16 protein-coding genes are annotated in these 19,477 nt (G+C 67.2%); 10 read left to right on the forward strand and 6 right to left on the reverse strand.

What is annotated here, in order from left to right; genetic code table 11:
* A partial coding sequence (locus ACO1P8_RS11205) for an ABC transporter permease subunit (RefSeq protein WP_486295964.1) occupies positions 1-372 on the forward strand: 372 nt, incomplete at its 5' end.
* Between the two features lie 122 nt (positions 373-494).
* On the opposite strand, the gene ACO1P8_RS11210 is transcribed toward ACO1P8_RS11205, so the two are convergent.
* Positions 495-1,013 (reverse strand): DUF2127 domain-containing protein, encoded by a 519-nt coding sequence (locus ACO1P8_RS11210; protein ID WP_486295965.1) that lies wholly within the window; start codon positions 1,011-1,013, stop codon positions 495-497.
* Between the two features lie 86 nt (positions 1,014-1,099).
* The gene (locus ACO1P8_RS11215) at positions 1,100-1,798 is read right to left on the reverse strand and encodes a glutathione S-transferase family protein (protein ID WP_486295966.1); all 699 of its coding nucleotides are present in this window, start codon (positions 1,796-1,798) and stop codon (positions 1,100-1,102) included.
* Positions 1,799-1,944: 146 nt separating this feature from the next.
* On the opposite strand from ACO1P8_RS11215, the gene ACO1P8_RS11220 reads away from it, so the two are divergent.
* From ACO1P8_RS11220 to ACO1P8_RS11250, 7 genes are all read left to right on the forward strand, one after another.
* Positions 1,945-2,427 carry a YajQ family cyclic di-GMP-binding protein gene (locus ACO1P8_RS11220; RefSeq protein ID WP_486295967.1) on the forward strand — a complete coding sequence of 161 codons (483 nt, stop codon included), beginning with the start codon at positions 1,945-1,947 and terminating at the stop codon, positions 2,425-2,427.
* A gap of 292 nt (positions 2,428-2,719) precedes the next feature.
* On the forward strand, positions 2,720-3,304 hold the full coding sequence (locus ACO1P8_RS11225) for a winged helix-turn-helix transcriptional regulator (RefSeq protein ID WP_486295968.1): 585 nt from the start codon (positions 2,720-2,722) through the stop codon (positions 3,302-3,304).
* Positions 3,305-3,456: 152 nt separating this feature from the next.
* On the forward strand, positions 3,457-4,563 hold the full coding sequence (locus ACO1P8_RS11230) for an HlyD family secretion protein (RefSeq protein WP_486295969.1): 1,107 nt from the start codon (positions 3,457-3,459) through the stop codon (positions 4,561-4,563).
* 116 nt (positions 4,564-4,679) lie between these two features.
* The gene (locus ACO1P8_RS11235; protein ID WP_486296058.1) at positions 4,680-6,215 is read left to right on the forward strand and encodes a DHA2 family efflux MFS transporter permease subunit; all 1,536 of its coding nucleotides are present in this window, start codon (positions 4,680-4,682) and stop codon (positions 6,213-6,215) included.
* A 188-nt stretch (positions 6,216-6,403) separates the two neighbouring features.
* Positions 6,404-9,295, forward strand: a complete 2,892-nt coding sequence (locus ACO1P8_RS11240; RefSeq protein WP_486295970.1) for a hypothetical protein — start codon at positions 6,404-6,406, stop codon at positions 9,293-9,295.
* 50 nt (positions 9,296-9,345) lie between these two features.
* Positions 9,346-9,675: a DHCW motif cupin fold protein gene (locus ACO1P8_RS11245; protein ID WP_486295971.1), complete on the forward strand. Its 330-nt coding sequence runs from the start codon at positions 9,346-9,348 to the stop codon at positions 9,673-9,675.
* 163 nt (positions 9,676-9,838) lie between these two features.
* Positions 9,839-10,255, forward strand: a complete 417-nt coding sequence (locus ACO1P8_RS11250; protein WP_486295972.1) for a hypothetical protein — start codon at positions 9,839-9,841, stop codon at positions 10,253-10,255.
* A gap of 58 nt (positions 10,256-10,313) precedes the next feature.
* Here ACO1P8_RS11250 and ACO1P8_RS11255 read toward each other — a convergent pair whose 3' ends face one another.
* The 4 genes from ACO1P8_RS11255 to ACO1P8_RS11270 all read right to left on the reverse strand — a co-directional run bounded on the left by ACO1P8_RS11255 (position 10,314) and on the right by ACO1P8_RS11270 (position 16,168).
* Complete coding sequence (locus ACO1P8_RS11255) at positions 10,314-11,165, reverse strand: oxidoreductase (protein WP_486295973.1); 852 nt, start codon at positions 11,163-11,165, stop codon at positions 10,314-10,316.
* 177 nt (positions 11,166-11,342) lie between these two features.
* A complete protein-coding gene (locus ACO1P8_RS11260; RefSeq protein ID WP_486295974.1) occupies positions 11,343-13,064 on the reverse strand; it encodes a hydantoinase B/oxoprolinase family protein in 1,722 nt (573 codons plus the stop codon).
* Positions 13,057-15,114, reverse strand: a complete 2,058-nt coding sequence (locus tag ACO1P8_RS11265; RefSeq protein WP_486295975.1) for a hydantoinase/oxoprolinase family protein — start codon at positions 15,112-15,114, stop codon at positions 13,057-13,059. The genes ACO1P8_RS11260 and ACO1P8_RS11265 overlap by 8 nt, the downstream gene beginning before the upstream one ends.
* Before the next feature lie 67 nt (positions 15,115-15,181).
* Positions 15,182-16,168, reverse strand: a complete 987-nt coding sequence (locus ACO1P8_RS11270; RefSeq protein ID WP_486295976.1) for a Bug family tripartite tricarboxylate transporter substrate binding protein — start codon at positions 16,166-16,168, stop codon at positions 15,182-15,184.
* 197 nt (positions 16,169-16,365) lie between these two features.
* On the opposite strand from ACO1P8_RS11270, the gene ACO1P8_RS11275 reads away from it, so the two are divergent.
* Complete coding sequence (locus tag ACO1P8_RS11275) at positions 16,366-17,298, forward strand: LysR family transcriptional regulator (protein WP_486295977.1); 933 nt, start codon at positions 16,366-16,368, stop codon at positions 17,296-17,298.
* A 107-nt stretch (positions 17,299-17,405) separates the two neighbouring features.
* A complete protein-coding gene (locus ACO1P8_RS11280) occupies positions 17,406-19,403 on the forward strand; it encodes a hybrid sensor histidine kinase/response regulator (RefSeq protein ID WP_486295978.1) in 1,998 nt (665 codons plus the stop codon).
* The last annotated feature ends 74 nt before the right edge of the window (positions 19,404-19,477 follow it).

A 19,477-nucleotide genomic window follows, 5' to 3' on the forward strand; every position in this document is an offset into this window, starting at 1 on the left:
CGCATTCTGATCCCGCTGATGCAGGCCCAGGGCTCGGACGAGGAATACGCCGCGCTGACGCTGGGCGCGAGCGGCTGGCAAATTTTCCGGCGCATTACGCTGCCCAACATCAAGTGGGCCCTGCTGTACGGCACCATCATCACGAATGCCCGCGCGGTGGGCGAATTCGGCGCGGTGTCCGTGGTATCCGGCGCGATCCGCGGCAAGACCGTGACCCTGCCCCTGCTGATCGAACAACTAAACGACGACTACAAGACGGTGGCCGCGTTTACGGCAGCAGGCTTGCTCGCCTGCCTGGCACTGCTGACCATGGTCGTGAAGACCGCCATGGAGTGGGGACAGCGCGTCACGGTGCGCGGGCCGGCGCATTGAAAACAAGGCCATGCGGGACACCGCCCGGCGCCACGAAGCGCAGCGCCATCGAGCGGTTGCGCGCCGGTTCCCGGCCCACGATCGCGCGGTGACGGCGCGGCATCGATGCCCGGGGAGATCGCTCAGCGCCGGACGAGCGCGGCGGGCTGGCGCCGGTGCCACAGTTGCCACGCCAGGAAAGCCACGATGGCCACATTGAACAGCACCACCGCCACGGCCAGCGCACCCGGCCGATGTATCAGGTGGCGGACTTCGAAGGGCACGTAGATGGCGCCTGACAGCGCGCCCAGCCATTCCCCCCACGCGCGGTCGCGCCACAGGCCGTAGGCCTCGGCCAGGCGCAGGATCACATAGCAGGAGGCCAGCGCGACCAGCGTGCGGACGCTGGTGTCCTGCAGCACCGTCGCGAAATGCAGGAGTTCCTCCGGATAATGGCCGCCGGGATCGAGGCCGAAATGGCCGATCAGTACCATGACGATACGCCGCAGGTCATGGTGCAGCAGGCTGAGCAGGCCGATACTGGCGGCCAGCGCGCCCACGCCCTTGGCGGCCTCGACCAGCGCGATCAGGCGCTGGGCGCGCTGGCGCGCCGACAACCTGCCGGCCGGCGCGGGATCAAGGACGGGGACGCGGTCGGTCATGGCCGGGGCCGGGCGGGCGGTTCAGGCACGACGCCAGGGGCCGCGGCGCAGCGCCGAACGCCACGGAAAGCGCCTCGGCGCCGGCATCACGCGGCACCCGCCTGCATGCGGGCCAGTTGCGGGAACATCTGCCGGCGCGCATCGTCGTCCATTTCCTTCTTGAAGGTAAAGCGCGTCTTCAGCGCTTCCGCCGCCACGCCCGCCGGCCGCGCGCTGATCTCGTTCAACAGCCGCTGCACCGCCGGAAAGCGCGACCATGGATCCTCGCCGCCGAAGATGTTGGGCATCATGCGCGCCCAGCCCCACATCGCCATATCGGCGATCGTGTAGGTATCCCCCAGCAGGTACGGGCGGCCGGCCAGGCGTTCGTCCAGGACCCGCCAGTGGCGCTCGGCCTCGAAGTCGTAGCGGTTGAGCGCGGCGGGATTGGGCTCCGGGGCGAAATTGCGGAAGTACACGGCCTGGCCGGAATAGGGCCCCACGCCGGTGGCGATGAACATCAGCCAGGACAGCAGCTGGGCACGGTCGGCGGGCGAGTCCGCGGGCAGGAAGCGGCCGGTCTTTTCAGCCAGGTACAGCAGGATGGCGTTACTGTCGAAAACGGTGGCATCGCCGTCGACCAGGGCCGGCACCTTGGCGTTGGGATTGATCGCCACGTACTCGGGACGATGCTGTTCCCCCTTGCGCATATCGACCGGCACGGTTTCGTAAGGCAGGCCCAGCTCTTCCAGCAGCAGGGCGACCTTCATGGGATTGGGGCCGGGATTGAAGTAGAACTTGATCATTTGCCTGGGACTCCTCGATGGCGGAACGGGATGCGCGTCCGGCGCGTCAGGCGAACGGGCCGGACCCTCCGGTAGCATAGCGGCTTTCCGTCCGGCCGTCGGCCGTGGGAAAATCGCGCCAGATATTCAGCAGAGAGGACTTCACCATGCCTTCCTTCGACGTCGTATCGGAAGTGGACAAGCACGAGTTGAGCAATGCCGTCGACCAGGCCAACCGCGAACTGGCGACGCGCTTCGACTTCAAGGGCACCGATGCCAAATTCGAACTCGAAGAATTCGTCGTGACGCAGACTGCGCCATCGGCCTTCCAGCTCAAGCAGATGATCGATATCCTGCGCGGGCGCCTGACCTCGCGCGGCATCGATCCGCGCAGCATGGACCCGGCCGACCCGCTGGTGAACCTGGGCGGCGCGCGCCAGAAGGTCACGATAAAACAGGGGATCGAACAGCCCATCGCCAAGAAACTGATCGCGGCCATCAAGGACGCCAAGCTCAAGGTGGAAACCCAGATCAACGGCGACAAATTGCGCGTCACGGGCAAGAAGCGCGACGATTTGCAGGCGGTCATCGCCCTGCTGCGCAAGACCGATGTGGACCTGCCGCTGCAATTCCAGAATTTCCGCGACTAGGTTTCCTTTTTCGGTAGAGATGCCCGGACGGCCCGCCTGCGCGCGGGCCGTTGCCATTCCTGGCGAGCTGCCGCGGGGGCGGTCTCGATCGGCGACTTGGCAACCAGCCTGGCGGCTTCGTATTTTTTTGCGCCGTTCGCGCCGATCGCGATCATCCGACACGGACCCCCACACCGATGCCGATGCCAGGCCGGGGCCGCCCCGCGCAGGCGTGCGACGGCGCGGGACCTATGACTTGCAAAATGCAAGTTAACTCCATTAGAATCACTTTCAACTTGAAAGTCACTACGCCATGACGCCCACCGATTTCGCCGAAATGCCCTGCCCCATCGCGCGCAGCCTTGCCCGGGTGGGCGAGCGCTGGACGATGCTGATCCTGCGCGATGCCTTCCAGGGCATGACGCGCTTCGACGAATTCCGTAAAAGCCTGGATATCGCGCCGAACATCCTGACGCGCAGGCTGGCGGAGCTGGTGCGGCTGGGCCTGCTGGAAAAGCGCGTCTATACGCGCCGCCCCACCCGCCATGAATACGTTCCGACGCCGATGGCGCACGATTTCCGCCCCGTCATGATGGCCATGATGGCCTGGGGCAATCGCTATTTCGCGCCGGAAGGCCCGGCCATGATGCTGGTCGCGCGCGACACCGGCGCGCCGGTCGAACAACGCTGGGTGGACACGTCCACGGGCCGCATCCTGGCGCCCGGCGAATACGCCGTGGTTGCCGGCCCCGCCGCGACGCCGCGAGCCCGTTACCGCATGGAATTCGCCGCGCGCAAACGCGAGGGGCTGGCGCCGGACGAACGCTTCGATCCGGAGGGGTATGACGACGCCGCGCCGGCCGCGTCCACCATTGCTGCCGCCGCCATCGGCGACTGAAGCGTTCCGCGCCCGAGCACATCCCATAACGTCCGCCCGCCTCTATCCGGAAACGTCCGCAGGGGCCTGCCCGGATACCCCGCCTGGACCTACCCGGAAACGCCGGCCGCCTTCACTATCCACCATCGACAAGCCCCCCAGAGAACGTCGTCATGCCTCCCCCCACCGCTGGCGCGGCCGCGCCCACGCTTACCCCGGGTTCCACCGCCATCCCCGCCGCGCGCGGTCGGGGGCGCCGGCTGGCCTATCTTGCCGCCATCCTGATCGCCGCCGCGGGCGCGACCGCGTATGGATACCGCTGGTGGACCGAAGGACGCTTCATCGAAGAGACGGACGACGCCTATGTCGGCGGCGACATCACCGTGCTGGGCACGAAAGTGCCGGGTTATATCGCGCAAGTGGCCGCGGGCGACAACCAGGCGGTGCGCGCGGGCGATCTGCTCGTCAAGCTGGACGACCGCGACTATCGGGCCGCCCTCGACAAATCGGATGGCACCGTGGCCGCGCAGCAGGCATTGCTGGCCAACCTGGACGCCAACCGGCGCCTGCAGGAAGCCATGATCCTGCAGGCGCGCGCGGGCGTGGCGGCGGCCGAAGCGGAGGCCGTGCGCACACGCCAGGACCAGGCGCGCTATAAGTCGCTGTCGACGAGCGCGGCGGTATCCATCCAAAGCTGGCAGAAGGCCGACTCCGACTACAAGCAGGCGGTGGCCAACCAGCAGAAGGCCGAAGCGGCGCTGGTGGCCGCGCAGCGCGAGCTGGACGTCATCGATACGCAGAAAGGCCAGGCACGCGCCGCGCTGGCGCAAGCCACCGCCGACCGCGAGCAGGCGCGCTTGAATCTTTCCTATACCGAAGTGCGCGCCCCCATGGACGGCACCGTGGGCAACCGCCGCGCGCGCCAGGGCGCCTATGTGCCGGCCGGGGCGCAGATGCTGTCGCTGGTGCCCGCCGCCGGGCTGTGGATCGATGCCAACTTTAAGGAAAGCCAGCTGGCGGGCATGGCGCCGGGCCAGCGCGCCATCATCGTCGCCGACGTCATGCCGGATCGCGTCTTCCATGGCCGCGTCGCCAGCCTGGCGCCCGCCACCGGTGCGCAGTTCAGCGTGTTGCCGCCGGAAAATGCCACGGGCAATTTCACGAAGATCGTGCAGCGCGTGCCGGTGCGCATCGTCCTGGACGACGCCGATGCGCGGCTGGGCCTGCTGCGTCCGGGCCTGTCCGTGCAGGCGGAGATCGACACGCGGCGGCGGCCATGAGCCCAACGGCCGCCGCCGGGCGGGACGACCGATTGCTGCCGGATGGCGGGGCCGCCACGGCCGCGCGCGCCCCCGCCGCCGGCCGTGGCGGCGCGGGACCGCGCTCTCCGGCCGATATGTCCACCGGCGAGAAGATCTTCGCGTTCTCGACCATGTGCGCGGGCATGTTCATCGCGCTGCTGGACATCCAGATCGTCTCGGCATCATTGAAGGACATCGGCGGCGGGCTGTCGGCCGGCGTCGATGAAACCGTCTGGGTGCAGACCGCCTACCTGATCGCCGAAATCATCGTCATCCCCTTGTCCGGCTGGCTGGCGCGCGTGATGTCGACCCGCTGGCTGTTCGCCGCATCGGCGGCCGGATTCACCGTGGCCAGCCTGCTGTGCGGATGGGCCTGGAACATCCAGAGCATGATCGCGTTCCGCGCATTGCAGGGTTTCCTGGGCGGCTCGATGATCCCGCTGGTCTTCACCACCGCCTTCGCCTTTTTCGCCGGCCCGCAACGCGTGCTGGCGGCCGCCACCGTGGGCGGGCTGGCATCGCTGGCGCCCACGCTCGGGCCGACGGTGGGCGGATGGATCACGGACCATTACTCCTGGCACTGGCTGTTCTTCGTGAACCTGGTGCCGGGCCTGTTCGTGACCGTCATGGTGCCCATGTTCGTGCGCGTCGACAGGCCCGACCCGTCGCTGCTGCGCGGCGCGGACTACCCGGGCATCGCCCTGATGGCGCTGTTCCTGGGTTGCCTGGAATACACGCTGGAGGAAGGCCCGCGCTGGGACTGGCTGAACGATCCCACCATCCTGACCACCGCCTGGATATCGGGGCTGGCCGGCGTGGGTTTCGTCTGGCGCAGCCTGACCTACGCCCAGCCCATCGTGGACTTGCGCGCGCTGAAGGACCGCAATTTCGCGCTGGGCTGCCTGTTCTCCTTCGTCAGCGGGGTCGGCATCTTCGCCACCATTTATCTCACGCCGCTGTTCCTGGGCCATGTGCGCGGCTACAGCGCCCTGCAGATCGGCACCGCCATCTTCTCGACCGGCCTGTTCCAGATCATGTCGATCCCGCTGTACACCCTGCTGGCCAACCGCGTCGACCTGCGCTGGCTGTTGATGGCGGGGCTGGCCTGCTTCGCTTTTTCGATGTGGAAATTCGTGCCCATCACGCATGACTGGGGCGGCGCCGAATTGCTACTGCCGCAGGCTTTCCGTGGCATAGCGCAGCAATTCGCCGTGGCGCCTACCGTTACGCTCACGCTGGGCAGCCTGCCGCCGGCCCGGCTGAAGCTGGCGTCCGGCTTGTTCAATCTGATGCGCAACCTGGGCGGCGCCATCGGCATCGCGGTCTGCGCGACGATACTGAACGACCGCACCAACCTGCATTTCTTTCGCATGGCCGAACACTTGAACATACGCAACGAAGCGATGGACGACGCGCTGGCCCGCATGACGGCGCAGGCAGCGGGCTGGTCGAACGACCCGGTCACGGCGGGACTGGCCCGGCTGTGGTCGCTGGCGTATCGCGAAGCGCAAACGCTGGCCTACTCGGATGCATTCCTGGCGGTCATGGCGTGTTTCGTCATGGCGACCGCGCTGGTGCCGCTCATGCGCAAGGTACAAGCGCCGAAAGCGCCTTCGGCCGACGCGCACTGACCGCGGCCGACGTCGCGCCGGCGGTGCAGACGTCCCCGGGGAAGGGAGAGGGGCGCGGACACGATAGGCAGGAACACCGGATGGTGCCCTGACACCTACGCACGTCGTAACGCGGTACGCAGTGCTTTCCTCTTCCTCCCTGCCGGTTCCCGCCCAGGATGCCGGTTCCCCTTCGGAGCAGGCACACCATGCCCATCGATGGCTGCAGCGACGCGCTGTCCGCTATGCTTTCCGCCAACGCGCGCGAGGCAACCGACGCCCATGCCGCCACGCTGCCGGCCCGGGCCCAAGCCGGTCCGGCCCGCCGCGCGTCGGATACGGGCCATCGGCCGGCCGCCACTGGCGGACTGAGCTATGCGATACGCTATATCGTGGCCGGCACCCAGCGGCGGGCCGCCATGCGGCAGGAGAAGGCCGAGACCCGCCTGGCCGACTCCACGCATCGCTTCATCGATCAATGGAGCCGGCGCCAGCTCGACGGGCTGTCCCCGCGCGATGGCGCAAGACTGCTCCAGGCCGTCTGCCAGGATGCAATGTCCGGCGGCATCGAACTGGAACAACCGGCGATCGTCGCCGTCCTGCAGCGCTGCCTGGATGCCATCAAGGACCCGGAACCGCTTTCGCAGCTGTACAACGACATGGCGGGAAGCGCGACGTGGACGCGCGCGCTCGCCGATCTTCAAACGGACAAACTGCGCCACACGGCCAACCGCTTCCTGGACACGCTGGAACAGGTCCTGGCGCGCACCCTCGCGGCGCGCATCGGTACGCCGTTGTTCGGACGGCTGTTCAAAACCAACGACTGCACGCCGGAAGCGGCGCACCAGGTGCGCGATACGCTGGAACAACTGCACGGCATCGGGCTATGGCTATCTTCGCCCACGCGTTCGGCCGCGCAGGTGCTGGGCGGCATGCTGGATATCCTGACCGACAAGGAACTGGGCAGGCTGGCGGCCCAGGCCTGGCCGGAGCTTTCCGTTCACGACGAGTTCTACGGCGCGTATCCGGACGAGGTGGACGCGGCCCTTGCGTTCAACGCCGTCTGCAGCGGCGACGCGTTGATGACGTGGCGCGCAGCCCTGCGCCTGCAGCTGGACAACCGTAAACGCGTGGCCGCCGTGCAAGCCGCGCGCACGATCGAGTGGCGCGCCGGCGGCCAACGGGTGGGCGAGGCCATGCAGGCGCTATACCATCGGCTGGACAGCGCGGCGTCCGAGTTGACCGGCTTTTTGCCCAACTCCAGCCTGTTGCGCGCCCGCATACGGACCGAAGCGCTGGCGCTGGTCATGAATCGCTTGCCGGACAGCTGGCGATCCGCGGGGTTGCGCGTGCTGCAGCCCCGCCAGTTGTCCTCTTTCAGGGCATCGCTGGATGCACGGCCCGATATGCCCGCGCTGAAGGAGGCGTCGATCACTGCGGCGGTGGCGGCGGTACAGGCCGATATGCTGGGTAGGGACCGGCGGGCAGTGGAAGAGGCGCTGGCCCGCCTGCACGAATCGATCGCCATGCAGGACAGGCCAGTGGCCTTGACCCATCTGGCGGCGCTTGGCCACGCGCTATGGGAACTGCGCAGGACGCTGGCGGCGTTCAATACCGCCATGCCGGATGAATTGGAAACATCCGTTCGACACGCCGTACGTTCCGTGCGCACCCTGTTGCACGGCGACGGCCACGATCCCCACGCGCATATCCTGCGCGGCATGTCCGATGCCGAACTGGGCAGGTTGCGTGACGCCAGCCGGACGCTATCCACCTTCGAAACCCTGGTGGACAAAGCGGCGTTGACATCGGCGATCGACGCGCGGCGCGCCATGCCGCCCAGGGCACGCGATTCCATGCGTCTATGGATCCGGACGCTGATGCGCGCCGACGCCGACATCCAGCAGGTCTGCTCGCAGCTGCGCGACGTGGCGGACATCCTGTTCCGGCATAGCCGGCGCCTCGCCGCCATGGGCGAGGACGTGTCCGCGGATACCAACTCCGCGCTCGCCCAGGATATGGTTTGGCCCGCGATCGAGAGCCTTGCAGGCCCCAAGTACGCGGGGACGGACGATCGCATGGACGCGGCGCTGGCGCGGGTCGGGCTGACGGTCCCATCCCTGCGCGAACCCATCGAGGCGCTGGCCGACTGGTCCACCGGGCAGCCCAAAGAACAATGCCAACGCCTGGACGCCTGCACGTCCACCCTGACGCTGGCGTGGTACGTGGAACGTAATCTGCGAGCCGCCGTCTCCACGGTTTACGCCCGCGCGCAGGCGGATGGCAGGCGCGATATCCACCGCCCGGACAGCCCGGCCATTCCGGAAGAAACCCATGCCGACGCATTGCGCGCCGCCATCGCCAGCCAGTTCGGCGTGGACTGGGATGCCGCGAACCAGGAGGCGAAACCCTGCATCGGATACGCCTTGCATTGCGCGTTCGACCGGTATCTGACCGCGCCGCCCGCCGGGGAGGTCCTGCTCTCGCGCCCCGTGGAACTGCATGCGCCGGACGGCGAGCCTTCCTGGTTCGTCGTCTGCGAAAGATTCGCGCGCGGCATGCTGGACCAACCGGGCATGGCGCTGGGCGTGGAGGGCATCGGGCCGCATGGACATGCGATATACAGCGCCGGTTTCCCGGCGACCCTGGACAAGGACGCCCGGCTTGCCGCCATGGGCAGGGCCATGCATGCGCTGCGTGAATTGGCGGGTGCGGCGATGCCCGCCCTGACGCGATGGATGCATCGCGGGATACCGGAAGGTTTCGTCGCCGCGCTCGCGTCGTCGACGGACACTTACGTGCTGCGCCTGCCGGACGGCTTGCAGGCACAAGGCCCGACGTCGGCGCCGAGCGCCACTGAATTCGTGGTGCGGCGGGAAGCAGACGGGCAATACAGCATCGCCACATCGCTGACATGGAGCGAGGTCAGAAGCCTGCCCTTGATCGCGGCGGATCCGGCGACGCCATCCGGCACGATCGCGCTGGATCCGTCGCGCAGCCGCATCACGGCGGCGTTCGACATGGGCGCGGATGCCCAGGGCGTTGTTTTCGGATTGCGAAGGGCGGTCGACATCCGCTATACGCTGACGCCTCTACAATAGCGATCCATCGTATCGTTTCCCGCCCACGCGCGCTTGCCCCCTGCCCCACGATGAAACTCTCCGACATTCCCTTTGGCACGACCGACTGGTCGACCGTAGAAACCACCGAACATGCCGGAACGACGGGCAAGGCGCTGTGGCGCACGCGCCAGTTCGGCGACATACGCGTGCGCATGGTGGAATACACGCCGGGGTATCTGGCGGACCATTGGTGCAGCAAGGGGCATATCCTGCTGTGCCTGTCGGGCTCGCTGGATACCGAACTGGAAGACGGGCGGCGATTCACCTTGCAGCCGGGGATGAGCTATCAGGTCGCGGACGGCGCCGAGGCGCACCGGTCTTCCACGTCCACCGGGGCGATGTTGTTCATCGTCGATTAAGGGTGTCGGCCGTCCACGTGCGGCCGGACGATAAGGATCGGCCCCGTCGACATGAATATCGTGCCGGCCCGCCGCTGTTTCATACGGCGCCAAAGAATTACTCCGGTCCATCCGTTGTGCACCCCTAGACTGTTCCGCGTTGCACGGCCAACCTGGAGACATCATGCGCATCGCTTACGGACTTGGTTCCATCGCTTGTTGTATTGCTCTGGCGGGAGTATTTCTGGCTTCCGACGGCTGGGCGGAAGACAAGCCTTCGTCGGCCCGAGAAAAAATACAAAACGCCGTAAAGTGCGACCTCGCTGTCACCTCGGTGACGTGCAAGGCCACCGACAACTCGTTCACCTTCCAGGCCGACATGGAACGGTCGGTATCCGCCGGCTCGAATGGCAACGGCACGATGACCTTTGAAAGCTCCGTCAACAACTATAAGAACGTTAACTGTTCGATAGATGTCGACCCCGACATCGGTGCCGTGGACGGCGATATCTGGTGCAACAGCCACCATGCCACGCTCGTTCAGCCCACATCCAGCCAGCTGTTTGCGAACCGGGTCCACGGCAACGGCGGTTTCCGGTAGGCCGCGGCCGCCCCCCGTAACCGATCCGCCATATACGTCGTGGGCCCGCCCGGCAAGCTTACGCCGGGAAATCGGCCGCCAGGCCGACATCCCGCCACGCCTCGATCTGATCGAGGCGTTCCTTCAGCTTATCGGTCACGGCCTTCACCCCGAAGGCGCCCAGGACCAGATGCCGCGGCGCCGTGTCGACTTCGGTGATATGAATCATCGCCTGCGCGGCGCGGTCCGGGTCGCCGATCTGCTTGCCGCTGTTTTCGCGCGTGGCCTGCATGCGTTTGGCCGAGCTTTCGGCATAGTCGGCGATCTGCGTAGGCGTCTGCCGCAGGGAACGCCCCGCCCAATCGGTACGGAAAGGGCCGGGCTCGACGCAGGTTACCCGGATGCCGAGCGAACCCGCTTCCGCCGCGAGCGAATCGGAAAACCCTTCGACGGCATGCTTGGAGGCCGCGTAATACGCGGAGCCCTGGAAGCCCACCAGGCCGGCCACCGATGTGATGTTGATGATGTGCCCCCGCCGCCGTTCCCGCATGCCGGGAAGCACCGCGCGGGTCATGGCGAACAAGCCGAACACGTTGGCGTCGAACTGCGCGCGGATCTCGGCTTCGACGCCCTCTTCCACCGTGGACTGGTAGCCATAGCCGGCGTTGTTGACCAGCACGTCGATGCGGCCGAAACGTTCCTGCGCCGCGCGCACCGCCGCGCTGATGGCGGCCGTGTCCGTCACGTCCAGGGATAATGCCAGTACGCGGTCCGGCGCCTGTTCCGCCAGGTCGGCGATGCGGGCCTGGTCGCGCGCGGTGGCCACGACCGGCCAGCCGCGGGCGATCACCGCCAGCGCCAGCGCGCGGCCGAAGCCGGTGGAGCAACCGGTGATGAACCAGACGGGAGGGGACTGCGGGGCGGTCGGCATGGCGGGATCTCCTGACGGGGCCGCGCGGGGCGGCGAACCCATCAAGGCTAGCGCACGCCCCTCCCCCACCGCAACCGCGCGTACGCGCATGCCGGGCCATCGCGGCCGCATCGGATCACATGTTGGACGCTCGTGGCCGAAGCCCCCCGCCCACGCAAGGAACTTGTCAGCAAACCGTCACGAAGACCGCACCGAGTCCACCACCACACCATAGACGTCCCGTGCCGCCCCTTCGCTGATCTTGCCATCCAGCAGATCGCGCCGCAGGCGCTCCGGCGCGCGGTGCGCGGGCCTGCCATAGCCACCGCCCCCAGGCGTTTCGATGCGCACGCTTTCGTCCGCGTCCAGCACGATGTTCGCGGTTTTGGAGAAGAGCTCTTCCTGGTTCGGCGTGCCGGGGTTGCGGACCAGGCGCGCGCGGCGTCCGTCCAGGCCGCCGTCGACGCCGGTGGCGACACCCACCGTATGGCTGTCCGAACGGGCGGAGAAGACGATGCCCGGCACCAGCGCGCGGATCTGTTTGGCGATGGCCAGGCCGCCGCGCGTGCGGCCCGCGCCGCCGGAATCCGCGATCATCGCGTACTCGTCCATCAGCAGCGGATATTCGTTTTCCAGCGCTTCCACGGGCAGGTTCGACGTATTGGTCATGTGCACGTGGATCGCATCCATGCCATCGCTGTCGTATCGCGCGCCTGCGCCGCCGCCCAGCGTTTCCAGGTACACGAACTGGCCCGGGCGCGTGGCCCATTTGCCGGAAAACACGATGGCCGGGCAGCAGTCGTTGCCCGAGGCCATGATTTTTTCAGGCGGCAGCAGGCCGCGAAACGCGCCGAAGATGGCGCCCGCCACTTTCTGCGCGGTGATCGAGCGCGCGCCGACGGCCGCGGGGTGTTCCGGATTGGTGATGGTGCCCAGCGGGGCGTAAATGTCGATGGGTTCGAACAGGCCCGCGTTGGGTGCGATGTCCGGGTCGAGCAGCGCCTTGACCGCGTAGTAGACGGAGGCGCGCAGCGCGTTCACCGGCAGATTCATCGCGCCGCGTGCCTGCCGCCCCGAACCGGTGAAGTCGAAATGCAGCCGCTCGGGGTGCACGGTCAGGGTGACCTGGAGGCGCACCGGGTCGCCGCCCAGGCCGTCGTCGTCCAGGTCGGAATGGAAGGTGTAGCTGCCCTGTTTCAGGTCGGCGATGCGATTGAGCAGCCGCCGGCGGGTATAGCGGATGACGTCGTCCACCGATCGCAGCACGGCATCCAGGCCCATCTGGCGGATCAGGCCCTGCATGGCCGCCGCGCCGCGCCGGTTGGTCGCCATCTGCACGCGCAGGTCCAGCAGGCGCTCTTCGGGATCGCGCGTGTTGGCGCAGATCAGGTTGAGCAGGTCGTCGTCCACCTTGCCGGCGCGCGCCAGGCGCGTGACCGGAATGCGGATGCCTTCGGCGAAGATGGAGTTCAAACCGCCGGCGATGGAGCCCGGCACCGGCCCGCCGACGTCGGCGTGATGCGCGATGTTGGCGGCGAAAAACCGCAGGCGGCCTTCCCAGAATACCGGCGTGACGATGTTGATGTCGGGCAGGTGGCTGCCGTTGGCCAGGTAGGGATCGTTGCAGATGAAAATGTCGCCGTCTTCGATCGTTTCCACCGCGTGGCGCTCGAGGATGGCCTGCATGGCGCCATTGAGCGAGCCCAGGTGCAAGGGGATCTGCGTGCCCTGCGCGACCAGGCGCCCGGCGGCGTCGAACAGCGCCACCGAACAATCCTTGCGTTCCTTGATGTTGGTGGAGAACGACGCGCGCACCAGCGTGTTGTTCATGTCTTCCGTAATCGACAGCAGCCGGTTGCAGAAGACCTCCATGCCGATGGGATCGGCCAAAGTGTCGTCGGTGCGGGAAGCTTCAGCCATTTGCGTTGCCTTGCAGGGTAATGATCAGGTTGCCGTAGTCGTCCACCACGGCATGGTGGCCGACGCCGACCACGGTGGAAGAACTCATTTCCTCGACCAGGGCCGGGCCATGGAAGGGAACGCCGGTGGGCAGGCGGCCGCGGTCGTAGACGGGCGTTTCCAGCCAGCCGTGCGCCGCGCCGAAATACGTATTGCGCGTGCCGACCCGGGCTTCGTCCACCGTGCCGCGCACGGTGCGCGGCGACAGGGGCGCCTTGATGACCTGGCCGGTGGCCTGCACGCGGCAGTTGATGATCTGGATGGCGCGGTCGTCGACGTCGTAGCCGTACTCGCGCAGATGCGCCTGGTTGAAACGCGACAGGAACTCCTGGAAACCGCTGGCGGCGGTGTCGTCCAGCGGTACCTGTACCTCGAAATTCTGCCCCTCGTAGCGCGCGTCGATGGCGCAATGGGCCGCGCGCAGGCCGGGCGCCACGCCTTCGGCGGCCAGCCAATCGTCCGCCTGCTGGCGCAGCGCGTCGAAGATGCCCGCCACGCGGGTCCAGTTATCCGCCGTGGCCAGCGCGATCTCGCTGCGCACGAAATCGAAAGAGATATCGCTGAGCAGGATGCCGCGCGCGCACATGGTGCCCGGCTCCTGCGGCACGATGACGCGCGGGATGCCGCATTCGGTCGCGACCTCCACGGCATGCAGGGGACCCGCGCCGCCGAAGGCGAACAACGCGAAGCGCGAGAGATCATGGCCGCGTTCGGTGGAGACGGCCCGGATGGCGCGGCTCATATTGGCGGTGGCGATACGCAGGATGCCTTCGGCGGCGTCCTCGATCCCCAGGCCCAGCGGACGCGCGACCTTGTCCTGGATGACCTGGCGCGCCGCTTCGGCGTGCACCGGCATGCGTCCGTTCAGCAGCGCGACGGGGTTCAGCCGCTGCAGCACGATTTCGGCATCGGTGATCGTGGGTTCCTCGCCGCCGCGGCCGTAGCCGACGGGACCGGGAACGGCGCCAGCGCTGTGCGGGCCCACTTTCAAGGCGCCGGCGTCGTCCATCCATGCGATGCTGCCGCCGCCCGCGCCGATGACGTGGATGTCCACCATGGGCGTCTTCACCGGATAGCCGGCGACGTGGCGGTGCGAGGTGAACAGCGGCTTGCCGTCGACGATCAGCGACACATCGGTGCTGGTGCCGCCGACGTCGAAGGTGATCAGGTTGGGGCTGCCGATCACGCGGCCCACGGCGGCGGCACCCACCACGCCGGCCGCGGGGCCGGACAGGCAGGTGCGTACCGGGAACTGGCGCACGCTCGCGATGGACATCAGACCGCCGTTCGAATGCACGGTGTGCGGCTCGTGCGCGATGCCCAGTTCGCGCACGCGCAGCAAAAAACGTTCGAGATAGCCGGCCATGCGCGGCCCGACCGCGGCATTCAGCACGGTCGTGGACAGGCGTTCGTATTCGCGGAACTCCGGCAGCACCTCGCTGGACAGGCTGATGTACGCATCCGGGATTTCCTCGGCGACGATGTCGCGGGCACGTCGTTCATGCACCGGATTGCGGTAGGAATGCAGGAAGCAGATGGTGATGGCGCCGATGCGATGTTCCCTGAAGTACCGCGCGGCCTGGCGCACGGCGTCCTCGTCCAGCGGCTCGCGAACCTCCCCCGTGGCCTGCACGCGCTCGGCCACTTCGATGCGGAACTGGCGCGGCACCGCGACGGGCGGCTTGCCGACGCCGTAGTCGTACAGGTGCGGACGGGTCTGGCGGCCGATCTCCAGCACATCGCGAAAACCCTTCGTGGTGATAAGGCCGACCGGCGCGCCCTTGCGCTCGATGATCAGGTTGGTCGCCACCGTCGTGCCGTGGCCCACGTGCGAAACCTGCGCGGGTTCGACACCATGCATCTCGAGCAGCCCCGCGATACCGGTCGCGATGGCGCGCGAGGGGTCGTCCGGCGTGGAAGGCACTTTGTGGAAATGCACCACGCCGGCGCTTTCGTCGATCATGGTGAAGTCGGTAAACGTCCCGCCGACGTCTATGCCGATCCGGTACATATCGTTGTCTTCCTGAAAGAGTGAATCTGGGCGCGGCGCGCAACGCGCCGCGCATGCGGGCGCAGGCCTAGTCGAGCTTGATCCCGGCCTGCTTGACGACCTTGCACCATTTGGCGTTGTCGTCCTTGATCATGGCGGCGAAGGCATCGCCGGTCACGGAAGACACCTGCGATCCGGTGCTTTCCAGGTATTGCTTCATATCGGGGCCGTTCTGCACGGCGACGATGGCCTTGCTCAGGCGCGCGGTGATGTCGGCGGGCAGATGGGCCGGCGCGAACATGCCGAACCACACGATGGCCTCGAAACCGGGGTAGCCGGATTCGGCGACGGTAGGCACGTCGGGCAGCATGGGACTGCGCTGCGCGGACGTGACCGCCAGCGCGTGCAACTTACCTTCCTTGATGTAGGGATAAGAGGTCATGATGACGTCCATCATCATGTCGACCTGTCCGCCCAGCAGATCGATCAGCGCCGGGCCCGATCCGCGATAGGGAACGTGGGTCATCGAGATGCCGGCCGCATTGGTGAAGAAGGCCGAAGCCAGGTGGTTCGAGGTCCCCGGCCCGTTGGAGGCATAGGTGTAGCGGTCGGGGTCCTTGCGGACCAGCGCGACGAAGGACTGCAGATCCGACACCTGCACCTTGTTGTTATTGACGACGATGACGTTGGGTATCGTCGCCACGACCGCCAGCGGCGTGAAGTCCTTGGCCGCGTTGTAGGGCAGGTTCGAATAGATGCAGGGGGCGCTGCCGTGGGTGCTGACCGAGCCCATCAGGATGGTGTAGCCGTCGGCGGGCTGGCGCGCGACGTAGTCGGTGCCGACGGTGCCGCCGGCACCGGGGCGGTTTTCGACGATCACGTTGGCGCCCAGGTTCTTGCCCAGCCCTTCGGCCAGCTTGCGGGCGATCAGGTCGGTGGAGCCGCCCGCCGCGAACGGCACGACCAGGCGGACGATCTTGTCGTGCGGCCAGGCCGCCATGGCGGTCGCCCCGGATAGCGCCATGATCGTGCCCGCCAGGAGCGCCCGGCACCTGCTTGGCGTAAGTAGTTTCATGTATCGATTCCCCTTGTCCGTGGTTGCCCGGGCGCGGATCGTGGTCCGCCGGAATCCGGGCGCTGTGTCCTGCAGGGGAAATCCTAGGACGGGCCGGGCGCGGACGGCAGTCATTTCCATTTATAGTGGTATCAATCGCATTGATGCCGCAGTGCGGTGGCCCCGGGGCCCGGCCCCTTCGATCCGACCACGCGCCCATGAAATCCCCGGACCTGAACCTGCTGATCCATTTCGACGCGCTGATGACATGGCGGACGATCTCGCGGGCGGCGGAACACGTCGGCGTCAGCCAGCCGGCCATGAGCGCGGCGCTGAGCCGCCTGCGCAAGCTGTTCAACGATCCCCTGCTGGAGCGCGACGGCAACCAGTGGCAGCCGACGCCGCACGCGCTGGCGCTGCACCAGGAGTTCCAGCCGCTGCTGGCGCGCTGGCAGCGTGCGACCGGCCCGCGCGAGGCATTCGACCCCCGTGTCACGGCGCGCACGTTTTCGCTGTACGCGACCGACTATATGCAGTTCACGCTGATGCCGCGCGTGCTGCCCGGGCTGGCGCGGGAGGCGCCGCACCTGCAGCTGCGCGTGATGCCGGCCCGCCTGCAGCACGGCCTGAGCATGCTGGAGACGAACCACGTCGAGTTGCTGGCGGGCTATTTTCCCGATCCGTCGCAGAACCTGCGCGCCCGCTTCCTGTACGACGAACCCGCGGTCTGCATCGTGCGCGAACAGCATCCCTGCCTGCGCCGGCGCTGGAACCTCGATGCCTACCTGCGCTATCCGCACGTCGACCTGGCCGCGCATACCGGCCACTTCAGCAGCGCCATCGATCGCATGCTGCGCGGGATGGGCCGCGAACGCACCGTGGCCGCGACATTGTCCAGCTATCTCGTGGGCCCCTACGTGGTGGCGGCGTCGGACCTGATATGCACCGTGCCCATGAGCGTGGCCAAGGCGGCGCCGCGCGGGGTGGGCCTGGCCGTGCTGGACGTTCCCTTGAAACTGCCGAAGCTGTCGGTGTCGCTGTATTGGCACGAACGCCACCAGGAGGATCCGGGGCACGGGTGGCTGCGGCAATACATCGCAGAACATGCCGCGCCGCTGCTCTACCATGCGCCAGATTTTTCCCCGCTTTGAGGATAGACTACGCCCCTATATCCTTGTGGTATCCCGGCGTCGCCGCGGTCCCAGGCAATGCCGGATGCGGCCGTGCGCCCCACGCCACGAAGGCCCCAGAGAGCGCCATGAACGATCCCAATTCACCGAATCCATCGGGCTCGCCCCTGCGGGCCCTCAGCCTTCAGCGCCGCACAGAACTGATGCTGCGCGCCATCCGCGACTATGCGATCTACCTGCTCGATACGGATGGATACATCGTCAGCTGGAACACCGGCGCCCAACGCTTCAAGGGCTATACCGCGGACGAGATCATCGGCCAGCATTTTTCGCGCTTCTATACCGAAGAAGACCGGCACAACGGCCTACCGCAGCGCGCCTTGCGCATCGCCGCGGAAAACGGCATCTACGAGGCCGAGGGCTGGCGGGTGCGCAAGGACGGCACACGTTTCTGGACCAGCGTGGTGATCGACCCCGTGCTCGACGACCATGGGGTGTTGATCGGCTACGCCAAGGTCACGCGCGATATCAGCGACAAGAAGTGCGCCCACGAAGAACTGTTCGCCGCCGAGCAGCGCTTCCGGCTGCTGGTGCAGGGCGTGCGCGACTACGCCATCTACATGCTGGACCAGGACGGCCGGATCACCAATTGGAACGCGGGCGCGCAGGCGATCAAGGGCTATATGGCGCACGAGGTCATTGGCAAGCACTTTTCGCACTTCTATACGCCAGAGGACCGCGAACGCGGCGAGCCGCAACGCGCGGTGGCAACCGCCCTGCGCGACGGCCGTTTCCTGGGCGAAGGCTGGCGCATACGCAAGGACGGCACGCGCTTCTGGGCCAGCGTGGTGCTCGATCCCATCCGCGACGAACAGGGCACCTTCATGGGTTTCGCGAAAATCACCCGCGATATGACCGAACGGCGGGAAGCCCAGCTGGCCCTGGACCGCAGCCGCGACGCCCTGAACCAGGCGCAGAAGATGGAGGCGATCGGCCGCATCACGGGCGGCGTGGCGCACGATTTCAATAACCTGCTGACCATCATCCGCTCTTCCGCGGAACTGCTGCGGCGCCCCGCGCTGGCCGAAGAAAAGCGCACGCGCTATATCAACGCCATCATCGATACCGCGGGCAAGGCGGCGCAGCTGACCCGGCAACTCCTGGCGTTCGCGCGCAAGCAGCCCCTGATGCCGGAAGTCTTCGACGTCCCGATACGGCTGCGCGGGATGGAGCAGATCATCCATACCTCGATCGGGTCGCCGATCAGGCTGAAACTGGATCTGCCGGAAGGCATGCGGCCGATCGAAGCGGATCCGAACCAGTTCGAGACCGCCATCCTGAACATCGTCATCAACGCCCGCGACGCGATGCCGCGCGGCGGGCGGCTGACCATCGCGGCGCGCCAGGTCGACCACATCCCGCCCGTGCGCGGCCATTCCGGCGCCAGCGGCGACTTCGTCGCGGTGTCGGTGACCGACACGGGCACGGGCATCGAGCCCGCCGCCTTGCGGCGGATATTCGAACCGTTCTTCACCACCAAGGCCGTGAACAAGGGCACCGGGCTGGGACTGAGCCAGGCCTACGGCTTCGCCAAGCAATCGGGCGGCGAAATCGCCGTGGCGACCGAACCCGGCAAGGGTTCCACCTTCACGCTTTACCTGCCTTGCGCGCGGGCCGGCGCGGTGGCCGACAGCGGCGCCGATGGCGACCCCATCGCCCTGTCCTCCACCGGCAAGCCCATATCGGTCCTGCTGGTCGAAGACAACGAAACCGTGGGGCGCTTCACCCTCGGGCTGCTGCACGAACTGGGGTTGACGGCGCACTGGGCCACCGACGGGGAATCGGCGCTGTCGCTGCTCAATGCCCGCAACGGCCGTTTCGACGTGGTGTTCTCGGACGTCGTCATGCCCGGGATGAACGGCATCGAACTCGCGTCCCGGGCACGCCGGCGCTGGCCCGACCTGCGCATCGTACTGACCAGCGGCTACAGCCACGTGCTTGCCGAGCAGGGCACCCACGGCTTCGAGTTCCTGGAAAAGCCGTATTCGGCCGAGGCGCTGGTCAAGACGCTGGGCCTGGAAAACCGCGTGCCGGCGCCCCCCGAAAGGCCGTTCCCCGCGGCCTGAGGCGCGCATCCAGGGTCCTGTCGACGCGCAGGGACCGAGCGCACGGGCCGCCGCGCAAGGGCGAAGGTCCCCGC

This window comes from Bordetella sp., assembly GCF_057362025.1.

Coding starts and splice junctions, on each gene's coding strand:
- ACO1P8_RS11210 (WP_486295965.1), bottom strand. CDS start 1,013: ATGACCGACCGCGTCCCCGTCCTTGATCCCGCGCCGGCCGGCAGGTTG.
- ACO1P8_RS11215 (WP_486295966.1), bottom strand. CDS start 1,798: ATGATCAAGTTCTACTTCAATCCCGGCCCCAATCCCATGAAGGTCGCC.
- ACO1P8_RS11220 (WP_486295967.1), top strand. CDS start 1,945: ATGCCTTCCTTCGACGTCGTATCGGAAGTGGACAAGCACGAGTTGAGC.
- ACO1P8_RS11225 (WP_486295968.1), top strand. CDS start 2,720: ATGACGCCCACCGATTTCGCCGAAATGCCCTGCCCCATCGCGCGCAGC.
- ACO1P8_RS11230 (WP_486295969.1), top strand. CDS start 3,457: ATGCCTCCCCCCACCGCTGGCGCGGCCGCGCCCACGCTTACCCCGGGT.
- ACO1P8_RS11235 (WP_486296058.1), top strand. CDS start 4,680: ATGTCCACCGGCGAGAAGATCTTCGCGTTCTCGACCATGTGCGCGGGC.
- ACO1P8_RS11240 (WP_486295970.1), top strand. CDS start 6,404: ATGCCCATCGATGGCTGCAGCGACGCGCTGTCCGCTATGCTTTCCGCC.
- ACO1P8_RS11245 (WP_486295971.1), top strand. CDS start 9,346: ATGAAACTCTCCGACATTCCCTTTGGCACGACCGACTGGTCGACCGTA.
- ACO1P8_RS11250 (WP_486295972.1), top strand. CDS start 9,839: ATGCGCATCGCTTACGGACTTGGTTCCATCGCTTGTTGTATTGCTCTG.
- ACO1P8_RS11255 (WP_486295973.1), bottom strand. CDS start 11,165: ATGCCGACCGCCCCGCAGTCCCCTCCCGTCTGGTTCATCACCGGTTGC.
- ACO1P8_RS11260 (WP_486295974.1), bottom strand. CDS start 13,064: ATGGCTGAAGCTTCCCGCACCGACGACACTTTGGCCGATCCCATCGGC.
- ACO1P8_RS11265 (WP_486295975.1), bottom strand. CDS start 15,114: ATGTACCGGATCGGCATAGACGTCGGCGGGACGTTTACCGACTTCACC.
- ACO1P8_RS11270 (WP_486295976.1), bottom strand. CDS start 16,168: ATGAAACTACTTACGCCAAGCAGGTGCCGGGCGCTCCTGGCGGGCACG.
- ACO1P8_RS11275 (WP_486295977.1), top strand. CDS start 16,366: ATGAAATCCCCGGACCTGAACCTGCTGATCCATTTCGACGCGCTGATG.
- ACO1P8_RS11280 (WP_486295978.1), top strand. CDS start 17,406: ATGAACGATCCCAATTCACCGAATCCATCGGGCTCGCCCCTGCGGGCC.